The 15,679-nt window shown below is 47.3% G+C and carries 19 protein-coding genes; 9 read left to right on the top strand and 10 right to left on the bottom strand.

All coding sequences use genetic code 11. From position 1 onward, the window contains the following. Nucleotides 1–184: 184 nt before the first annotated feature. The 7 genes from FIU95_RS14010 to FIU95_RS14040 all read right to left on the bottom strand — a co-directional run bounded on the left by FIU95_RS14010 (nucleotide 185) and on the right by FIU95_RS14040 (nucleotide 5,008). The gene (locus FIU95_RS14010) at nucleotides 185–928 is read right to left on the bottom strand and encodes a sporulation protein (protein WP_152454359.1); all 744 of its coding nucleotides are present in this window, start codon (nucleotides 926–928) and stop codon (nucleotides 185–187) included. 88 nt (nucleotides 929–1,016) lie between these two features. Next, nucleotides 1,017–1,964: an IS30 family transposase gene (locus FIU95_RS14015; RefSeq protein WP_152450975.1), complete on the bottom strand. Its 948-nt coding sequence runs from the start codon at nucleotides 1,962–1,964 to the stop codon at nucleotides 1,017–1,019. 146 nt (nucleotides 1,965–2,110) lie between these two features. Next, complete coding sequence (locus tag FIU95_RS14020) at nucleotides 2,111–2,461, bottom strand: VOC family protein (RefSeq protein WP_152454360.1); 351 nt, start codon at nucleotides 2,459–2,461, stop codon at nucleotides 2,111–2,113. 145 nt (nucleotides 2,462–2,606) lie between these two features. Beyond that, nucleotides 2,607–2,933, bottom strand: coding sequence for a hypothetical protein (locus FIU95_RS14025; RefSeq protein WP_152454361.1), 327 nt, complete (start codon nucleotides 2,931–2,933; stop codon nucleotides 2,607–2,609). 822 nt (nucleotides 2,934–3,755) lie between these two features. After that, a complete protein-coding gene (locus tag FIU95_RS14030) occupies nucleotides 3,756–4,175 on the bottom strand; it encodes a VOC family protein (RefSeq protein WP_152454362.1) in 420 nt (139 codons plus the stop codon). Between the two features lie 71 nt (nucleotides 4,176–4,246). Next, the gene (locus FIU95_RS14035) at nucleotides 4,247–4,666 is read right to left on the bottom strand and encodes a helix-turn-helix domain-containing protein (protein WP_152454363.1); all 420 of its coding nucleotides are present in this window, start codon (nucleotides 4,664–4,666) and stop codon (nucleotides 4,247–4,249) included. 144 nt (nucleotides 4,667–4,810) lie between these two features. Next, nucleotides 4,811–5,008: a hypothetical protein gene (locus FIU95_RS14040; protein ID WP_152454364.1), complete on the bottom strand. Its 198-nt coding sequence runs from the start codon at nucleotides 5,006–5,008 to the stop codon at nucleotides 4,811–4,813. 336 nt (nucleotides 5,009–5,344) lie between these two features. Between FIU95_RS14040 and FIU95_RS21345 the strand changes: the two genes are divergently transcribed. Both FIU95_RS21345 and FIU95_RS21350 read left to right on the top strand, forming a co-directional pair. After that, nucleotides 5,345–5,725: a hypothetical protein gene (locus tag FIU95_RS21345; RefSeq protein WP_216646250.1), complete on the top strand. Its 381-nt coding sequence runs from the start codon at nucleotides 5,345–5,347 to the stop codon at nucleotides 5,723–5,725. A 23-nt stretch (nucleotides 5,726–5,748) separates the two neighbouring features. Continuing rightward, nucleotides 5,749–6,276 (top strand): transposase, encoded by a 528-nt coding sequence (locus FIU95_RS21350; protein ID WP_216646251.1) that lies wholly within the window; start codon nucleotides 5,749–5,751, stop codon nucleotides 6,274–6,276. 34 nt (nucleotides 6,277–6,310) lie between these two features. Here FIU95_RS21350 and FIU95_RS14050 read toward each other — a convergent pair whose 3' ends face one another. Together FIU95_RS14050 and FIU95_RS14055 are read right to left on the bottom strand one after the other, a co-directional pair. Then, entirely contained in the window at nucleotides 6,311–6,856 is a 546-nt protein-coding gene (locus tag FIU95_RS14050) for a hypothetical protein (protein ID WP_152454365.1), read from the bottom strand. Nucleotides 6,857–6,980: 124 nt separating this feature from the next. Beyond that, a complete protein-coding gene (locus FIU95_RS14055) occupies nucleotides 6,981–7,328 on the bottom strand; it encodes a hypothetical protein (RefSeq protein WP_152454366.1) in 348 nt (115 codons plus the stop codon). A gap of 952 nt (nucleotides 7,329–8,280) precedes the next feature. Between FIU95_RS14055 and mutS the strand changes: the two genes are divergently transcribed. The 4 genes from mutS to FIU95_RS14075 all read left to right on the top strand — a co-directional run bounded on the left by mutS (nucleotide 8,281) and on the right by FIU95_RS14075 (nucleotide 12,389). Beyond that, nucleotides 8,281–10,935: a DNA mismatch repair protein MutS gene (mutS, locus tag FIU95_RS14060; RefSeq protein ID WP_152454367.1), complete on the top strand. Its 2,655-nt coding sequence runs from the start codon at nucleotides 8,281–8,283 to the stop codon at nucleotides 10,933–10,935. 137 nt (nucleotides 10,936–11,072) lie between these two features. Next, a complete protein-coding gene (fdxA, locus tag FIU95_RS14065) occupies nucleotides 11,073–11,396 on the top strand; it encodes a ferredoxin FdxA (protein ID WP_020411359.1) in 324 nt (107 codons plus the stop codon). A 67-nt stretch (nucleotides 11,397–11,463) separates the two neighbouring features. Then, nucleotides 11,464–12,132 (top strand): polysaccharide deacetylase family protein, encoded by a 669-nt coding sequence (locus tag FIU95_RS14070; protein ID WP_152454368.1) that lies wholly within the window; start codon nucleotides 11,464–11,466, stop codon nucleotides 12,130–12,132. 89 nt (nucleotides 12,133–12,221) lie between these two features. Then, nucleotides 12,222–12,389, top strand: a complete 168-nt coding sequence (locus FIU95_RS14075; RefSeq protein ID WP_152454369.1) for a DUF1328 domain-containing protein — start codon at nucleotides 12,222–12,224, stop codon at nucleotides 12,387–12,389. Nucleotides 12,390–12,435: 46 nt separating this feature from the next. Here FIU95_RS14075 and FIU95_RS14080 read toward each other — a convergent pair whose 3' ends face one another. After that, nucleotides 12,436–12,978: a carboxymuconolactone decarboxylase family protein gene (locus FIU95_RS14080; RefSeq protein ID WP_152454370.1), complete on the bottom strand. Its 543-nt coding sequence runs from the start codon at nucleotides 12,976–12,978 to the stop codon at nucleotides 12,436–12,438. A gap of 86 nt (nucleotides 12,979–13,064) precedes the next feature. Here FIU95_RS14080 and dinB point away from each other — a divergent pair, with 86 nt between their 5' ends. The 3 genes from dinB (at nucleotide 13,065) to FIU95_RS14095 (ending at nucleotide 15,558) form a co-directional block, all read left to right on the top strand. Beyond that, nucleotides 13,065–14,144: a DNA polymerase IV gene (dinB, locus tag FIU95_RS14085; protein ID WP_152454371.1), complete on the top strand. Its 1,080-nt coding sequence runs from the start codon at nucleotides 13,065–13,067 to the stop codon at nucleotides 14,142–14,144. 429 nt (nucleotides 14,145–14,573) lie between these two features. Beyond that, nucleotides 14,574–15,095 carry an RNA polymerase sigma factor gene (locus FIU95_RS14090; RefSeq protein WP_152454372.1) on the top strand — a complete coding sequence of 174 codons (522 nt, stop codon included), beginning with the start codon at nucleotides 14,574–14,576 and terminating at the stop codon, nucleotides 15,093–15,095. 13 nt (nucleotides 15,096–15,108) lie between these two features. After that, nucleotides 15,109–15,558, top strand: coding sequence for a hypothetical protein (locus FIU95_RS14095; RefSeq protein WP_152454373.1), 450 nt, complete (start codon nucleotides 15,109–15,111; stop codon nucleotides 15,556–15,558). The last annotated feature ends 121 nt before the right edge of the window (nucleotides 15,559–15,679 follow it).

Genomic DNA, 15,679 nt, shown 5'->3' on the forward strand with positions numbered 1-15,679 from the left:
TCCAGGTTATTGGTACCAAGTGAAATATGTGAAATCACTACAATCACTCCTGTTTAGAGTAATTGATGTAAGATATTGTTTTTAGGAGCAGCGAATCAAAATATAGCCGGGCTATTACCCGGCAATATTTTGTTCATGGTTTATCATCTGAGGCTATCGCCCTAAAGCTACATAACTATCGTGGTCAGCGGGAGAGAATTGCCTCAACCGCAGTTTGAACTTCATTATCACTGGCATCGATACCGAGAGAAAAAGACAGATATTCATCACCCCGCCCCCCAAACCTCCGGTCAATCTCGGCCAGGCAGTGAATCGTTTCTCCGTCCAAAATAAATGAAAGCTCGACTTCCTTAGCCCCGAAAAAGCCTCCACCTTTAAATTCTATTTCCTGATAACAGCCAGACTTTGAAGAAAAGGAACCGCCATTCAAATAGCCTTTTTCAACATCTACCTTCACCAGATCAAAACCCTCGCCTTCAATCAGAGCGACAATTGACTGGACTACCGGCAGGGGCTTAACTTCCAGGTAGTCCCTATCCTTGGGGTCAATGGCGAAATCTATATCAAGTGTCGTTTCCAACCAAACACGACATTCATTCTTGCGGGCCCTAAGTGCAGTAATTGGTGCCTCATCGTTTAACTTGAACTCAAAGGGAATTTCTATACTTCTGCCGGCATCAATTGTAAATGGTTCTACAATTCTTATGTCATCTAAAGTGAAATTGATATAGCCGGTACCATTATCATTCTCTACTTTAACCTCAGTACAGAGCTTTAAATTGATTGCATCAACTTCTTGCTCAACATCACCCCCCAGGATGTGGATACTTCCCTTGATTAGCTCCCCCTGAAATAGGCTAGCGCTATCTAAAACAGTATCGACCTTAGCCGCACCAATTCCCAAAGAGGCTTTCAACTTCTGCAACATAACTTCTAACTACCAACCAAGAAACGGAATAATCAATACTAAACACAGCGCCGATCAAAAGACAAATCAAGTTCAAAGAAGAAGTAGCCTAGATTGCCAACATAAGTGACACACGTTTACCCGCCAAAAATTCCAGCGGGCTCAAGTAATTTAGTACTTTCCTAGGTCGAGTATTGATTCGAAACACTGCGTCATCAATACGGCTTTTTGGTATCTTGCCAATTTCCACTCCTTTTGGGAAGAAGCGCCTCAAAAGGCCATTAGTGTTTTCGTTCAGCCCGCGTTCCCAAGAGTGGTAAGGTTTCGCAAAATATATTCTGCATCCTAGCTTCTGCGCAATCGATTGATGACCTGCAAATTCTCCTCCATTATCGAAGGTGATGGTTTTACAGATGGCCTGATATGGCTTCAACATCTGCTTGATCGCCCGGCTCACTGTTTTCTTGCTCTTATTTGGGACTCTGCGAGTGAGCAATAATTTGGAAACTCGTTCAACCAGTGTCACCAGATAGCCATCTTGACCATAAACTGTATCGCCTTCCCAGTGACCGATCTCAGTGTTTTCATCGACAATCGCAGGTCTTTGATCAATATCTATGCGCTCTGGAATAAGCTTTACGCCTGCCTCGGAACCTGCCCGTTTCTGATAAGGTTTGGCTTTCCTTGGCAGACGTGACCTCCAGTTAAGTCGACTGACCCAGCGGTAAATTGTTGAACAACTAACCGTTTTCGCACACCTCTCAAGCTGCATTCGCCCAGCGATTTGTTCAGGACTTGCATTTTTCAGCTGGTGGTCGATTTGTACCTGCATGGCAAAGTCGAGCTTGGTATGTTTAATAGCTCCGTGCCGTCGTTGCAGTGCCTGACGGTGGGCACTCTCGGCACAGTAAGGGCTGTAACGACCAAGCTCACGAGAGATGGTCTTATTGGATCTATTGAGGCGTAGTCCAATGGCTCGGGCTGAATAGTTCTGCCCATTAAGGACCTCAATCTGGTATCGTTCTTTCAAGGTCAGCTGGTTGGTACGGGTTCCCATGAGGTTCCTGGCTTGTTTGTGTGGAAGCTTACTAGCCTACAACCAGCTGGCCTCCTTCGCTATCGCCAAGTGTGTCGGTTATTGTGAGAATCTAGGTAGGACTTCCAAATAAAGACCATAATCATCCGTTATCGCGCAACTACTGGTTATATGTGTTGAAGTACATTAACAAGCTTTCCAAACGGGTCACGAACATAGAACCTTCGAACTCCCCACAGCTCTGATACTGGCCCGTATTCAATTTGAATATTTTCAGCCATTACTTTCTTTAATACCAAATCAAGATCATCAACTTCAATTGACATATCAGGAACAGCAGTCCCCGAGCCACCTTCAGATGCCACACTTATTTGGGTGGTCATTTCTTCCCCTGAGCTATATGTTTTGATCCAGCCATGGTCCATAACAAGATCAAGGTCAAAGATAGATTCATAGAATATTTTGGCATTATCTGGATTTGCAGCCTCTACATTTAAAACTATTCTCTTTACTTTCATTAAACATGCCTCAGGGTAAGTATTGTAGTTAACGCTTTTATCACCTTCGCCGTAGGTGTCGGGCGCCTGTACTTGTTAACTTTTTGGGGCCGGCCAACAATATATACCACCCAACGAAGTAGCGGCTTCAGTTGCAAGCCCAGCATCAAAAAGACCTTCTTTCCATAACCAAATTCCAAAGCGCTTGGCCACCTTTAGCCTCAGTCGGTATTACGTAGCTTGCTGGGCTCTCAGTGATAAAAAAGTGAATATCATCCGAAAACATGTAATCCGTGGCTTCAAAATAAATACGCTCAATTTCTGACAATCGAAATTTGTCATTCCACTGTTCTTTTCTAGGAGCAGCGATGTGTCTATAAATAGACTCGCTATCACAAGTAACAAAGAACCAACTTTCGAGTTTTTTACCTTCTTCTCTAGCTTTAAGCCACGCTTTGAGTTTCTTTATCATTGTGACAATGGTCTTGCCCACAGTAAGAGCATCCTCTTTTTGTGGGCAAGACCAAGTAAGACTTATCCAAAGAAGTGGTGTAACCTTGACCAGCTAAATGCTTAGACTGTAATAACAAAACCAAGTTGCACAAGTCCCCAATAAACCATAAAAGAAATTACCACTAAAGTACCGGAAAAAGCATGATATTTATAATTTGGAAGGTTACGAAAATATCTATAAGCCGATATCATGAAGTGTATAGGTGCAATGGCAATGCAGCTTATGAACCAAAACATACTTGGTATTATAAGAACATCTACTAGACCTATTTCTGTGTAATAAAAAACATAGTAACCAAGTAGATAAGAAAGAATCAGAAAAATAGAAATTATGCTAGTAATGTATTCGATACGAAGCTTCATTTTTGGCACTTAACACCCACCATGAACGGCCGAGCGATAGTGAGATCCGGCGACCGAAGGGAGCGAATTTACGTTAGCCAATTTTTCTTCCACAGGTCGATTGGTAGAGAGATATTTAGTAAATACCCAACGAGCCACATCACCCGACAACCCTTCAACGCCTCCATCATAGTACCTGGACATTCTTGATCAGCCATCTTTGACCTCCAAGACTTCGACTTTTTGACGTTTATATATTGTATTTGTGGCTTTTCTATTTTTGTTTAGAGCCAAGCGCACATTAAAATTACCTGATACCACGTAATAGTCTCCAAGTCAATTGGCATTCGTATATGCGTATGAAATAGTGAAAAGTGCGAAAATATTGCTAGAGCAAGCTTTTTGTGGCAAACCCTTTTTAAGCAGGGCACCGCTTGCAGTGCCCCTGACTTACTTTACGTTATATTTTATTTTTCCGTTGAACCAAACTAAACCAGTTCCCAGAGTTGTCTATGCCCATAGCTTCGACACCATAAAGCTGCTTTGTAGGTGGCTGGATAAATTCCACTCCTTTAGCCACAAGCTCTTCGTACGTTTTTTGGCAATTTTCAGTTTCGAAAACGCCCGCTCCAAATGCACCTTCTTTGATTAAGCTTCGTATTTTTTCGGCAGAGTCTTTAGTGAACATCGGCCCCTCTTTTGGCTCTGCCAATACCAGCTGAAGCTGTGAATTAGATTTCGGATAAACAGTCAGCCATCGGAAACTTCCTTCCACTTTCATGTCATCACCGACCTCGAAACCAAGCTTGTTTTTGTAAAAATCAAGAGCTTCGTCCTGATTAAGTACATATATTGTTGCATGCGCTATGGATGTAATCATCTATATATTCCCAGTTATTAATTCATCTATATTTTATAAAAACAATCAAGATGATATTTCTCCAATATTGCTCAACTAGCCAATTTTCCTAAAAAATGATAGGCATAGCATGCCGGTATAGCCTGCGAGGGAAAACAATATGCCTCAGTAGACAAAGCCCAAAGCTTACGACGATATAAAGTAGGTGCCATGCCAGTTTGTTTTAAAAACAATGAAGAAAAGCTGCCAAGGCTTATGTAACCCACTCTCTCGCAAATTTCTGAGACACTCAAGTTTTCCATAATAAGCATCTTCTTAGCTTTTTCGACTCTAAGCCGAATCAAGAATTCGTTAGGTGTTTCTCCAAAAGTATCTTTGAAAGCACGCAAAAAATAATAGGGGGACATATTAGAGTGCTTTGCTATACCGGATAAGCTGAGCGGTACTTGATAATTGTCAGCAATATAACCCCTGCCAGCACTCAACTTTTTAAATTTTTGGTTCGTAGTCATAAAATATATTTTTCAACCACATAAACTATAAAGCCTGCAGCAACGGCCGCAATGTAGCAGCAAAGCTGTGAAATGGAGATCCTGCCCCATAGGGATGATGTCGCCTGCATTTGTTATGTGTTTGTTGGTTAGCTGCATGACTTACTACTTTAAAAGGCGATTTAGATCGATATAGGTATCTTCTTCGCCTTCGGAAGCCAGGGAAATGTTTATGAAGATTTTCCCTCGAGCGGTATCGAGCTTCCATATTTCCCACTGATCCATATCAGTTTCAACATGCTTCTTCAGAGCTTTCAGCATATCGGTGAATTCCTTTTCGCTTAGTTTATAGGGTTCAGACAACTCTGAGGCCTCTTCTATGTTCTGGACGCTATTGACACATAACTCACACAGCAGGATTGGCAGAAGCGGAGCGTAGACTGTCCCGCGCAAACCCGACGGGCCGGAGCAGCCTGCCAGTGTTTGTATGGTTGTTTTTGTCCGATTCTGATGTTGAAAATCCTTTTCGCTAACGGGTAAATTGAGAACCACCTTCGGCGGCCACCGAAGGCCTTATTTATCACAGTTCGTTGCTGCGCCGGTTCATAAAGACCGATAACAAGTATAAACGTGACAGACACTCACTAGATAGTCATGTGGGCCTCGCACCCGAATAGCAAGGCGAAGATAGCTTATCTTATGGAACCTCAAGAGATCAATGTCGGTATCGTTACCAGCAGTAAACAACTCGATATTTATGTGAGACCTACTGGCCAGTTCTTTAGTGTTACCAATCACAAAGAAGGTATTAAAGACGCCATACAACCGCTTAAACCTCAAAGAATATTAATCGAGTCCACAGGAAGGCTAGAATTAGAATTCGTCTGTGCTGCTCATAAAGCGGGACTGCCGATAGTTGTTTGCAATCCTGCACAAGTAAGAAACTTTGCAAAGTCAGCGGGGCGGCTCGCCAAAACAGGTAAGCTATATGCAATTGATATCGCATATTTTGGTGAAGCAATGAAGCCAAGATTGTCATCAATCAAACCAGAAAACTCAGAAATATCAGTGATTTGCTGACGGTCAGGAACCGGTGCTTAGAGATGAGCAAAATACAAAAGAATCGTCTCAAGAGAATTCCTAAGTCTGCTCACAAGCCCAATCAGACTACCTTAAAGGTCATCAAGAAAGAGCTAGAAAGGGTCGATAAGCAACTTGATAAACTTGTTAACAGTGTTGCCGAGTGGAGACAAAAACGCGATCTCTTATTAAGCGCTAAAAGAGTCGGCAATGTACAGGCTTACACGCTAATGAGCGAACTTCCTGAGCTGAGCAAGTTGAACCGCAAAGATATTGCGGCACTTGTGGGTATCGCCCCCATGAATCGTGATAGCGGTAGCTTCCAGGGTAAACGTTATATTCGAGGTGGGCGACATCGTGTACGCACGGTTTTGTTTGTTTCTATGATGTCGGCAATACAATGCCACCCTAAATTAAAGCCAATGTATGAGCGCTTGGTCACTGCTGGTAAACCAAAGAAAGTAGCCCTTATCGCATGTATGAGGAAGCAACTTACCATCCTCAATACGATGGTAAAAAACAACACTTACTGGGATAAGAAAACGGCTTAAATATTTGACAAAGGGCCATAGTCACTTGTTATTTTTACAACTGCCCGTTGTATACAATGGGCTGCTCAGTAACGCCAATGTCTTTTCGTACGGTGTTTAATAAAGCCAGAGATTTAGCTCTTACTAATCGCCAATCATATGGTGTATCACTATTGATAACGACCAAGAGATAGTCGATTAGATCATCTTGCGCGTCCATAACCTCTTGAGGAGCCATCATAGCAAGGTATCCATATACTTGAATTCTCTTTTCGTTAAACAAGGCAAACAGGTTTTCTGCTTCCGCAGTCGACAATTTTCCATCCTGATATGCCTCAATTGTCGCTAACAGGTTTGCAATGATGTCGATTGCAGATCGATACACGATAATTTTGTCGTTCTGAAACCTCAGAGTTCTTTCTTTGAGTACATCAAGTTCTCTTTTAGCTTTTTCTAAACCTTCAGCCAACTGGTGCTTCTCATTTTCGAGAACCCTATTTGCCCAGACTTTTCCAAGCCAAGACGAAAGAGAAATTATTATTACTGAGCTAGCGCCGATTGATGCGATGATCGCTGCGGCAACTTCAAATATGCCTTCCATCTGTAGAAACGATCCTTCTTGTAAAAATAACGCCTCGCTAAGCGTCGAGCGAAGCAATGCGTAGCGAGTCCAGTGGAGGCCGCGCTTTTCGCGGCCGGAATGGTGCTTGAGCGGCTTGTTATGTTTATGACCAAACCAACCCTACCTCAGACGCCTCAGTTGAGCAGCAAAACATTAAGTTACAACCATGGCTACTCTGTAGCTTTATTAAATCTCGCATCTCTTCAATAGCTTTAACCATTTCTTGATAAAACTCAGGTTTCTTTGGCTTACGAGGAACATCTACTTCTGATGCATTAGCAAGTGCAAAACCACCAAGCATTAAGCTCCTACCACTGATGGCATTCCATGATGCTGCAGATTCTATATCTCCATTATCTACCGCCCTCATAAATCGCTCATTTGAAAATTTATTGCTTGATATAACAGCTCGCAATGAAGACTCAACTGTGCCAATGCATACCGTTGCCACATGCGACTCATGGTCATGATACAAGGCAAAGGTATATATATCTAATTCACGCGCTTTGGCCTTCCTAAGCCCTTCATAGATTATTTTTTTTAAATTCTTCTCTCATAATTACCACAAACTAAAATACATAACAGTTAATTCAAAAGAAGCATCTCTATATCACCCTTCTATATAATTCTAAAACCTTCAACCAAAATCATCTTAAATAGCCCATAAAAATCAAAGGGCTACACCAGTCGGCATGAATTCAACAGGTAGATATATAGCAGCTTCTTTAAAATCCCAAGCTTTATATGCTTTATATGCTTTATATCATTTTTCGGCCCACTTAAAAATCAACAACTTAGCCAACTTCTCCAAGAAATAGGAGAAGCTTCTCTTTAATTCTGATATACGCAACAGGACATAGCGTTCAATACTGTTTTTCCATTTGATGATTCATATGTGTCTAAATTGAAAGCGTAAGCAGCCGCTTTGATGAGTTTCTTTACTCACACTTACGATGAGAAAATGATAAAAGTTAGCCGGAATTAAATGCTATTACTTTCGTAGGTTACATCCTGCCAATGGAGGATGTATGGCTATAGGAAGCTATCCCATAAGTTAAAAGCCTTACTCCCCAATGAAAACTCCTCCCCAAAAATTGGGATACTGCAATTCATCCCTCATGGTGGTGATCAGCCATCCGTAGTGGTTTGCCCCCCACTCTGCTATTCTGCGCCCCCTTAAAGAGGCCCTTCGAACTTTGGGCTGGCCCTCTCGGTTCAGTTCAGCCTCGATTGTGTGCTTCAGGAACATCAGGCTTGGGCTTACTGTTCGATTTTTGAGCGGACTTTTCCATTAATAAGCCCTAAACATGCCTGCCCTCAACCTCGACCTAAGCTGACCGCACTTCCTGCGGGGCTTACGAGGTTTGCGAACAATTTTGTAACTTATTGATTTTCTTAGAAAAATGCCAAAAACCGCAACCAAGGCCGCGAAACCCGAACACACCCCGATGATGCAGCAATATTTACGCATCAAAGCCCAGCACCCCCAGGAGCTGGTGTTCTATCGCATGGGGGATTTCTACGAGCTGTTCTATGACGATGCCAAGAAGGCCGCGGAGCTGTTAGATGTCACCCTGACCGCGCGGGGCAAATCTGGTGGTGAACCAATTCCCATGGCGGGCATTCCCTACCATGCGGCCGAGGGTTATTTGGCGCGCTTGATCAAGGCCGGAGTGTCTGTTGCCATTTGCGAACAGATTGGCGACCCGGCAACCAGTAAGGGGCCGGTTGAGCGGCAGGTGGTGCGTATCGTCACCCCCGGTACCGTTACCGATGAGGCGCTGTTGAATGACCGCCGCGATAACCTGCTGGCAGCTATTTCTCACTTAGGAGATGTATTCGGTCTCGCACTATTGGACTTGGCGACCGGTCGCTTTGTGGTTCAGGAGACTGATACGCTGGAATCCCTGGCCGAACAGGTTCAGCGTCACAACCCGGCTGAATTACTCGCGCCAGAAGATCTCACTTTGCCGGTGGAAATTGAACGCCGCGCCGGTGTACGCCGTCGTGCGCCCTGGGAGTTTGAGCTGGAAACTGCCCTGCGCCTGCTCAATCAGCAGTTTGGCACTATGAATCTGGAGGCCTTTGGTTGCAGCCATATGCACGGTGCCATAGTGGCCGCTGGCTGCTTACTGCAATATGCACGAGATACCCAGCGCACCGAGCTACCCCATATTCGCGGCCTGCATACCGAGAGCGGCGACGAAACCGTCGCCCTCGATGGCGCCAGCCGCCGCAACCTGGAAATCGACCTGAATCTGAATGGCGGCGATGACAATACCCTGCTGTCTGTTTTCGACAGCTGCAAAACCGCCATGGGTAGCCGCCTTCTGCGCCGCTGGTTGAACAACCCGCTGCGCCAGCTCACTACGCTGCGCAACCGCCAGGATGCCATTGCTGCACTGATTGAAGAGTATGGTTTCGAGCCACTGCGTGATGCTCTCAAACCCGTGGGTGATATGGAGCGCATTCTGGGTCGCTTGGCACTGCGTTCCGCACGCCCCCGTGACTTGGCAAGACTGGGTCAGTCTCTAGCCCAGTTCCCCGAAATCCAAGAACAGCTAGCGAATTCCAGTGCCGTCCTACTCAAAGAGCTTTGTGGCCAGATCGGTGAATGGCCGGAAACCGTAGAGCTGCTGCAAAAGGCCATTATCGAAAACCCGCCTGTCGTAATACGCGATGGTGGTGTCATCGCTACCGGCTACGATGAAGAGCTCGATGAGCTGCGCGCTATCAGCGAGAACGCGGGCGATTACTTGGTACAACTGGAGCTTCAGGAAAAGGAGCGCACTGGTATCCCCACATTGAAGGTGGGTTACAACCGAGTGCATGGCTACTTTATTGAAATTAGCCGCGGCCAGAGCGACAAGGCACCGGCGGAATATATTCGACGCCAAACCCTGAAGAATGCCGAGCGTTTTATTACGCCCGAATTGAAAGAGTTCGAGGACAAAGCACTCTCCGCCAAGAGTCGTGCCCTGGCGCGGGAGAAGGCCCTCTATGAGGCGCTGATTAATCAGCTGAATGAATCCCTGGCAGAGCTACAAGCCGCGGCGGCCGGCGTTTCTGAGCTGGATGTTCTGGCTTGTTTGGCCGAACGTGCCGATGACCTGCGCCTCTGCCGCCCCGAGCTGGGTACTGAACCGGGCCTGCATATCAGTGGCGGGCGCCATCCGGTGGTGGAACAGGTATTGGATGAGCCTTTTGTGGCCAACGATATCGAACTGCGCGACGATCGCCGTATGCTGGTGATTACCGGCCCGAACATGGGTGGTAAATCTACCTATATGCGCCAGACTGCGCTGATTGCTTTACTGGCGCATTGCGGCAGTTATGTCCCTGCCGACAGTGCCCAGATCGGCCTACTCGACCGTATCTTCACCCGCATCGGCAGCGCCGATGATTTGGCCGGGGGTCGTTCCACCTTTATGGTGGAGATGACCGAAACCGCTAATATCCTGCGCAATGCCAGCGAGCACAGCCTGGTGCTGATGGATGAAATCGGCCGCGGTACCAGCACCTACGATGGTCTTTCCCTGGCCTGGGCCTGCGCCCACTACCTGGCCGGAGAAGTGCGCGCATTCACCCTGTTCGCCACTCACTACTTCGAACTGACCGATTTGCCTAACCAGTGTGCGGAAGCGGCCAATATCCACTTGGATGCCACCGAACACGGCGAGGGTATCGTCTTCCTGCACCGCATCCAGGAAGGACCCGCGTCCAAGAGTTTCGGCTTGCAGGTGGCCAAACTGGCGGGTATTCCAGCGGATGTACTGACCGAGGCCCGCGCTCGCTTGGCAGCGCTGGAAGCCGGCGCCCAATCGGTAGATGTACCCGCAGCTATTTCTAAACCTGATGCAACGCCTAAACAAGAACCTGAAGCGGTTGTGATTCCGTCGGTTTCAGCACCAGTACAGCCCGGCTCTCCCCAACAGGTCGACCTGTTCGGCAGCCCCAGCCACCCGGCCGTGGATGCCCTGGAAGAGCTGGACCCGGATGATATGACGCCGCGCCAAGCGCTCGAAGCGCTTTATGCGTTACGCAAGTTATTGAAGTAAAAGGCTGGGCGACTTATGTCGCCCAGTGCAACTTGTTATAAACAGTGAACTAAATCGACTGAAAAGCCACTACAATTCGCGCCAGTAATTGATAAAATCCGTGCACGAAAGAATCAGTGCACTATTGAGGGACAATCATGACATTCGTAATTGGGGAAAATTGCATTAAGTGCAAATACACCGACTGTGTAGAAGTTTGCCCGGTAGACTGTTTTTACGAAGGCCCCAACTTCCTGGTGATCCATCCTGACGAGTGTATCGACTGCGCCCTGTGCGAGCCGGAGTGCCCCGCCAATGCGATTTTCTCCGAGGACGAAGTGCCCGACGATCAACAGGAGTATATCGAGCTAAACGCTGAGCTCGCTGAGGTTTGGCCCAATATCACCGAGAAAAAAGACCCGCTGCCGGACGCCGAGGAATGGGATGGCAAGAAGGGCAAGCTCGAACTTCTCGAGCGATAACAAAACACAAAAAAGCCGTCTCAGACGGCTTTTTTCTTTTCTGGGTCAGAAAAATCTGGAGCAGTAAATGAGAATAATAATAACTGCGATTTCGAGTATTATCTTATGTCTATCCCTGACAGTATCTGCAAAATCCAGCGAGGAGAAACGCATCGCCCTCGCTTTTAGCGGGGGGCCAGTACCAGGTGCAACTGAGTCTCTTCTCAAGCAACTAGAAACCTTGCAAATACCTGCGACATTCTTTCTGGTGGGCAAAGAAATGGAGCGCTTCCCCAAACAGACTCGCTCCATTATCAATGCCGGCCATCAGCTGGGAAATCACGGTTATTCCTATATCGACCTGGCAAGCTTGCCACTAAGCAGCGCCAAAGCCGAAATAAAAAAAACCTGTAAGTTATTGCAGCACCACGGATATCAGGAAAGGCCAACGATCCTGCCCCCTTTTGGAAGCCTCTCGGAAGAGCTGGGTAGTCTATTGGCCACGCAGAACTTTCAGGTGGCCCAGTGGGACTTGGAGCCGCATCTGCATGTCGATATGAATAACCCCGACGCCATCGCCGACTATATCGTCCAGAATGCCAAAGATGGCAGTGTGGTTATGCTGCACCCAATGTATGAACACGGCAAAGAAGTGGCGGAGGCGCTGCCGCTGATCTATACACAGGTCACAGAACAGGGGTTTTACTTTGTCAGCTTGGCGCAGATCACTGATACTGGCAGTGTCGGAAATTTGTAATTACCGTCTCAATACACTACCAATTAAGTCGTTGGGAGTCGGCCCCCAAAGTACTACCTCCGGTTCCCTTATCTTATATGGAGACCACCATGATACGTTGGGCCATTATCTTCCTGGTGATTGCGCTGATTGCCGCCTTTTTTGGCTTTAGCGGTGTTGCATCCACGGCAACAGAGATCGCCAAAATCCTGTTCTTTATCTTTATTGTACTTTTTGTCCTGGCATTGATCTTCGGCAGGGGTCGACCACCTAAGTAGAGCTTCTGAAGTATTCTACTGGCCAAACCCCGGCATCTTGCCGGGGTTATTTCTGGTGCGGAGTCCTGGTAGGCACAAGACTCAACGCTTCTGCCAAATGGTTAAAACCCAACACCAACTCCATCACCCCCAAAGCCTCCAGTAGCTCATCATCTCCCGCCCCCAGCTTCCGTGCCTCTGCAATAAGGTGTTGCCGGTGATCATCAGGTGACTTATTGGCGTTGCGGGCCAGATCAAACAACGCGTGCTCCTTCTCGGAAAAGTGCACATGCTTTGGATCGGTCCGAATACGCATCACCTCATCGGGGGTAACCCCTAGCATTTGCAGGGAGGTGCTGTGGTGATAAATGCCATAGTCACAATGGTTATCCGCAGAAACCGCCAAGCCAATAGCTTCTTTCAACTGAGCCGACAGGCAGCCGTGCAGCATCACCGCCTTGAATTTCTGCCAATTGGCCAATAACAGCCCCTCATGGTGGGCATAAATCCTAAACAGACTGGGAATCCCACCCAGTTCATCCTGTATTTCCGCAAATACCCTGGAAGCCTCTTCCGAATCAGGGGTCTCCACTAAAGGGATACTGCTCATCACTCACCTTCCTGCTATCCAGCTGTCTATTGCCTACTGGCAGAAATAACTTCCTGGCGCCACAAAACACTGTATATAATCACAGCATGAGAAAGATCATCCACTGCGACTGCGATTGTTTTTACGCTTCGGTCGAAATGCGAGACGATCCCAATCTCCGTGGGCGCCCGCTCGCTGTTGGCGGTAGCAGTGATCGCCGCGGAGTCATCTCCACCTGCAACTATGAGGCCCGCAGCTACGGTGTCCGCTCCGCCATGCCCACCGCCCAGGCCAAGAAACTCTGTCCTGATTTGATTGTAGTACCCGGTAACATGGCCAAATACCGGGAAGTCAGCCACCAGATTCGTGAGATTTTCCTCGATTACTGTGACGATATTGAGCCACTTTCCTTGGATGAAGCATTTCTCGATGTCAGTAATAGTGGTCACTGCCACGGTAGCGCTACTTTGATGGCCGAGGAGATCCGCCAGAGGGTTAGAGAGACCCTTGGTATTACTATCTCCGCCGGCGTTGCCCCCAATAAATTCCTGGCCAAGATCGCCAGTGACTGGCGTAAACCCGACGGACTTACGGTGATCACCCCTGACGAGGTTGATCAATTCGTATTGCGTTTGCCGGTAACCAAGATTCATGGCGTAGGCCGTGTCACGGCAGAGAAAATGCATCGCCAGGGTATCCATACCTGCGCCGACCTGCGGCGTTATTCCCAGGTAGAGTTAAGTAAAACCTTTGGCAAGTTTGGGCGCCGCCTCTACGAGCTGAGCCGCGGTATCGACGATCGCCCGGTGAGCGGGGATGGCTCCCGCAAGAGTGTCAGTGTGGAGCGCACCTTTAACAAGGATCTCTGTGAATATGATGACTGGCTGGAAGAAATGACCAGCTTATATATGCGCCTACTGGAACGGCTGGAAAAACTCGGCGATCGTTATGAAGTAAATGGCGCCACCGTAAAGGTAAAATATACCGATTTTTCCCAGAGTACCCATGAGCGCAACAGTCGTGCAGGGCGTATTTCTGAGTTTCGCCAATTGCTGCAGGAGTGCTGGGATAAACGCTCCACTCCTATTCGCCTTCTAGGCGTGGGGCTAAGACTCACGGACTTACGCGCCGAACGCGGCCCTTTACAACTTCCTCTCCCCCTACCAGATTTGCCAATACATCACTAACTTGGCCTTTCCTTAGCCAGGATACTTTTCACAAAGTATTCATCCTGAACTGTCCAGATCAGTCGCGCTTTCCAACAAACCACACACCTACCGTTGTTCAAAAAAGTCCTTATTAATAAAGAATAAATTGCCATAATAAAAAATCATCCGCCATTTTAATAAATATGAAAGGCTTAACGCGCCAAGCGACCGTTTATCAAGATATGGCGTTACCCGTTACCCTCTGTAAGCCCCTGAAGAGCTGGGCCATCTATACTTCGCAGGCCAAGAGAACTCGGCTTACTCAAAAACCAATAGAAATCCCGCTCGTTCTCAAAGGTGCCAAGTTTAACGTTTATACCGACTACAATTTTTATGATCAATGACGCATAAACCCAGGCCTAAGCCATCTCTGGCTTGCGGGTTACCTGCGTACGGAGGCACGACATTTTGTCTCGCAAAGTGTTCCAACATTATTCCGATGAGAAGCTGCTCGATCACTACCGGGAGACTCGTCGGCTTGCTGCTTTTGAGCCACTGTATAACCGACACAAGGATGCCCTCTACCGTTACTGCATCCAGATGGCACCAAACTCCACCACACAATTATTGCAGGCTCTGTGGCAAAGCACTCTGGAGAATCCTCCGCAACTCCACGGTCGGCTATTTAAAAACTGGCTGTTTATTCAAATCAATAAGTCCCTGCAGAAGCAAACAGTCAGCAGTCCCCAACCTCAGATATTAGAGGGGGAAAATAAGGTTATCGCAGCCATTCAGAAACTCCCCAAACTTCAACGCAACGTGCTGTTGCTACACATGGAGTGCAAGCTCTCCCTGGCTGCAGTAGCAGATATAGAGCGTATATCACTGAAAAAATGTAGAGAATATTACCAATTAGCTCGGCAGCAAATTGAAACCCTGATTTACGGATCTCAAGCACAACCCTGGCAAGTGGAGGCCATTAAAGAGTGATAGAGGTAGAAGCATGAGTAACTGGGAGCACCAATACCGCGAAGAGGCGTCAGCTTTTACCTCACCGCAACAGTTAGATTCTGAAGTCTTACTACAGGCAAAGGGCTACCAGCCGAAAAAGGATATAGGCCGGATGCTATCCGGTACCTCGCTGAGTTGCGCTCTAGTGACCGCTTTATTGATGTTGGCACACCCGGCACAGCACCTCGGTGCCAGGACTCCCGCAATGACTCAAAATAGTGAGTTTCAACTTGCCACCCAGGAAATAGCCCAGTGGCAACCCCCTCCCCCAGAACCCGAAATACAAGACGATCCCTGGCAAACACTGCGCAGCCAGGTCAATGCCGAAAACTATGTTGCTCTCTGTCAGGAATGGCGACAACAACAAAATAATATTGCGGAGCAAGACTTACCCCGCGAACTGCGAAAAGCTGCCCAGAAGCGCTGCCGTATTCTGCCCTAGCGAGAGGAGTTGAAACGTTTGTTGTGCCCAGTTTCAGTTGCAGCAGTACTCGGAAAGTGCGCAAGCAACACTGGACGGCTAAGTAAACTGTATGTCCCAGAGAGTTACGCCTCTTCTGAGT

The organism is Microbulbifer sp. THAF38 (assembly GCF_009363535.1).
Lineage (GTDB): Bacteria > Pseudomonadota > Gammaproteobacteria > Pseudomonadales > Cellvibrionaceae > Microbulbifer.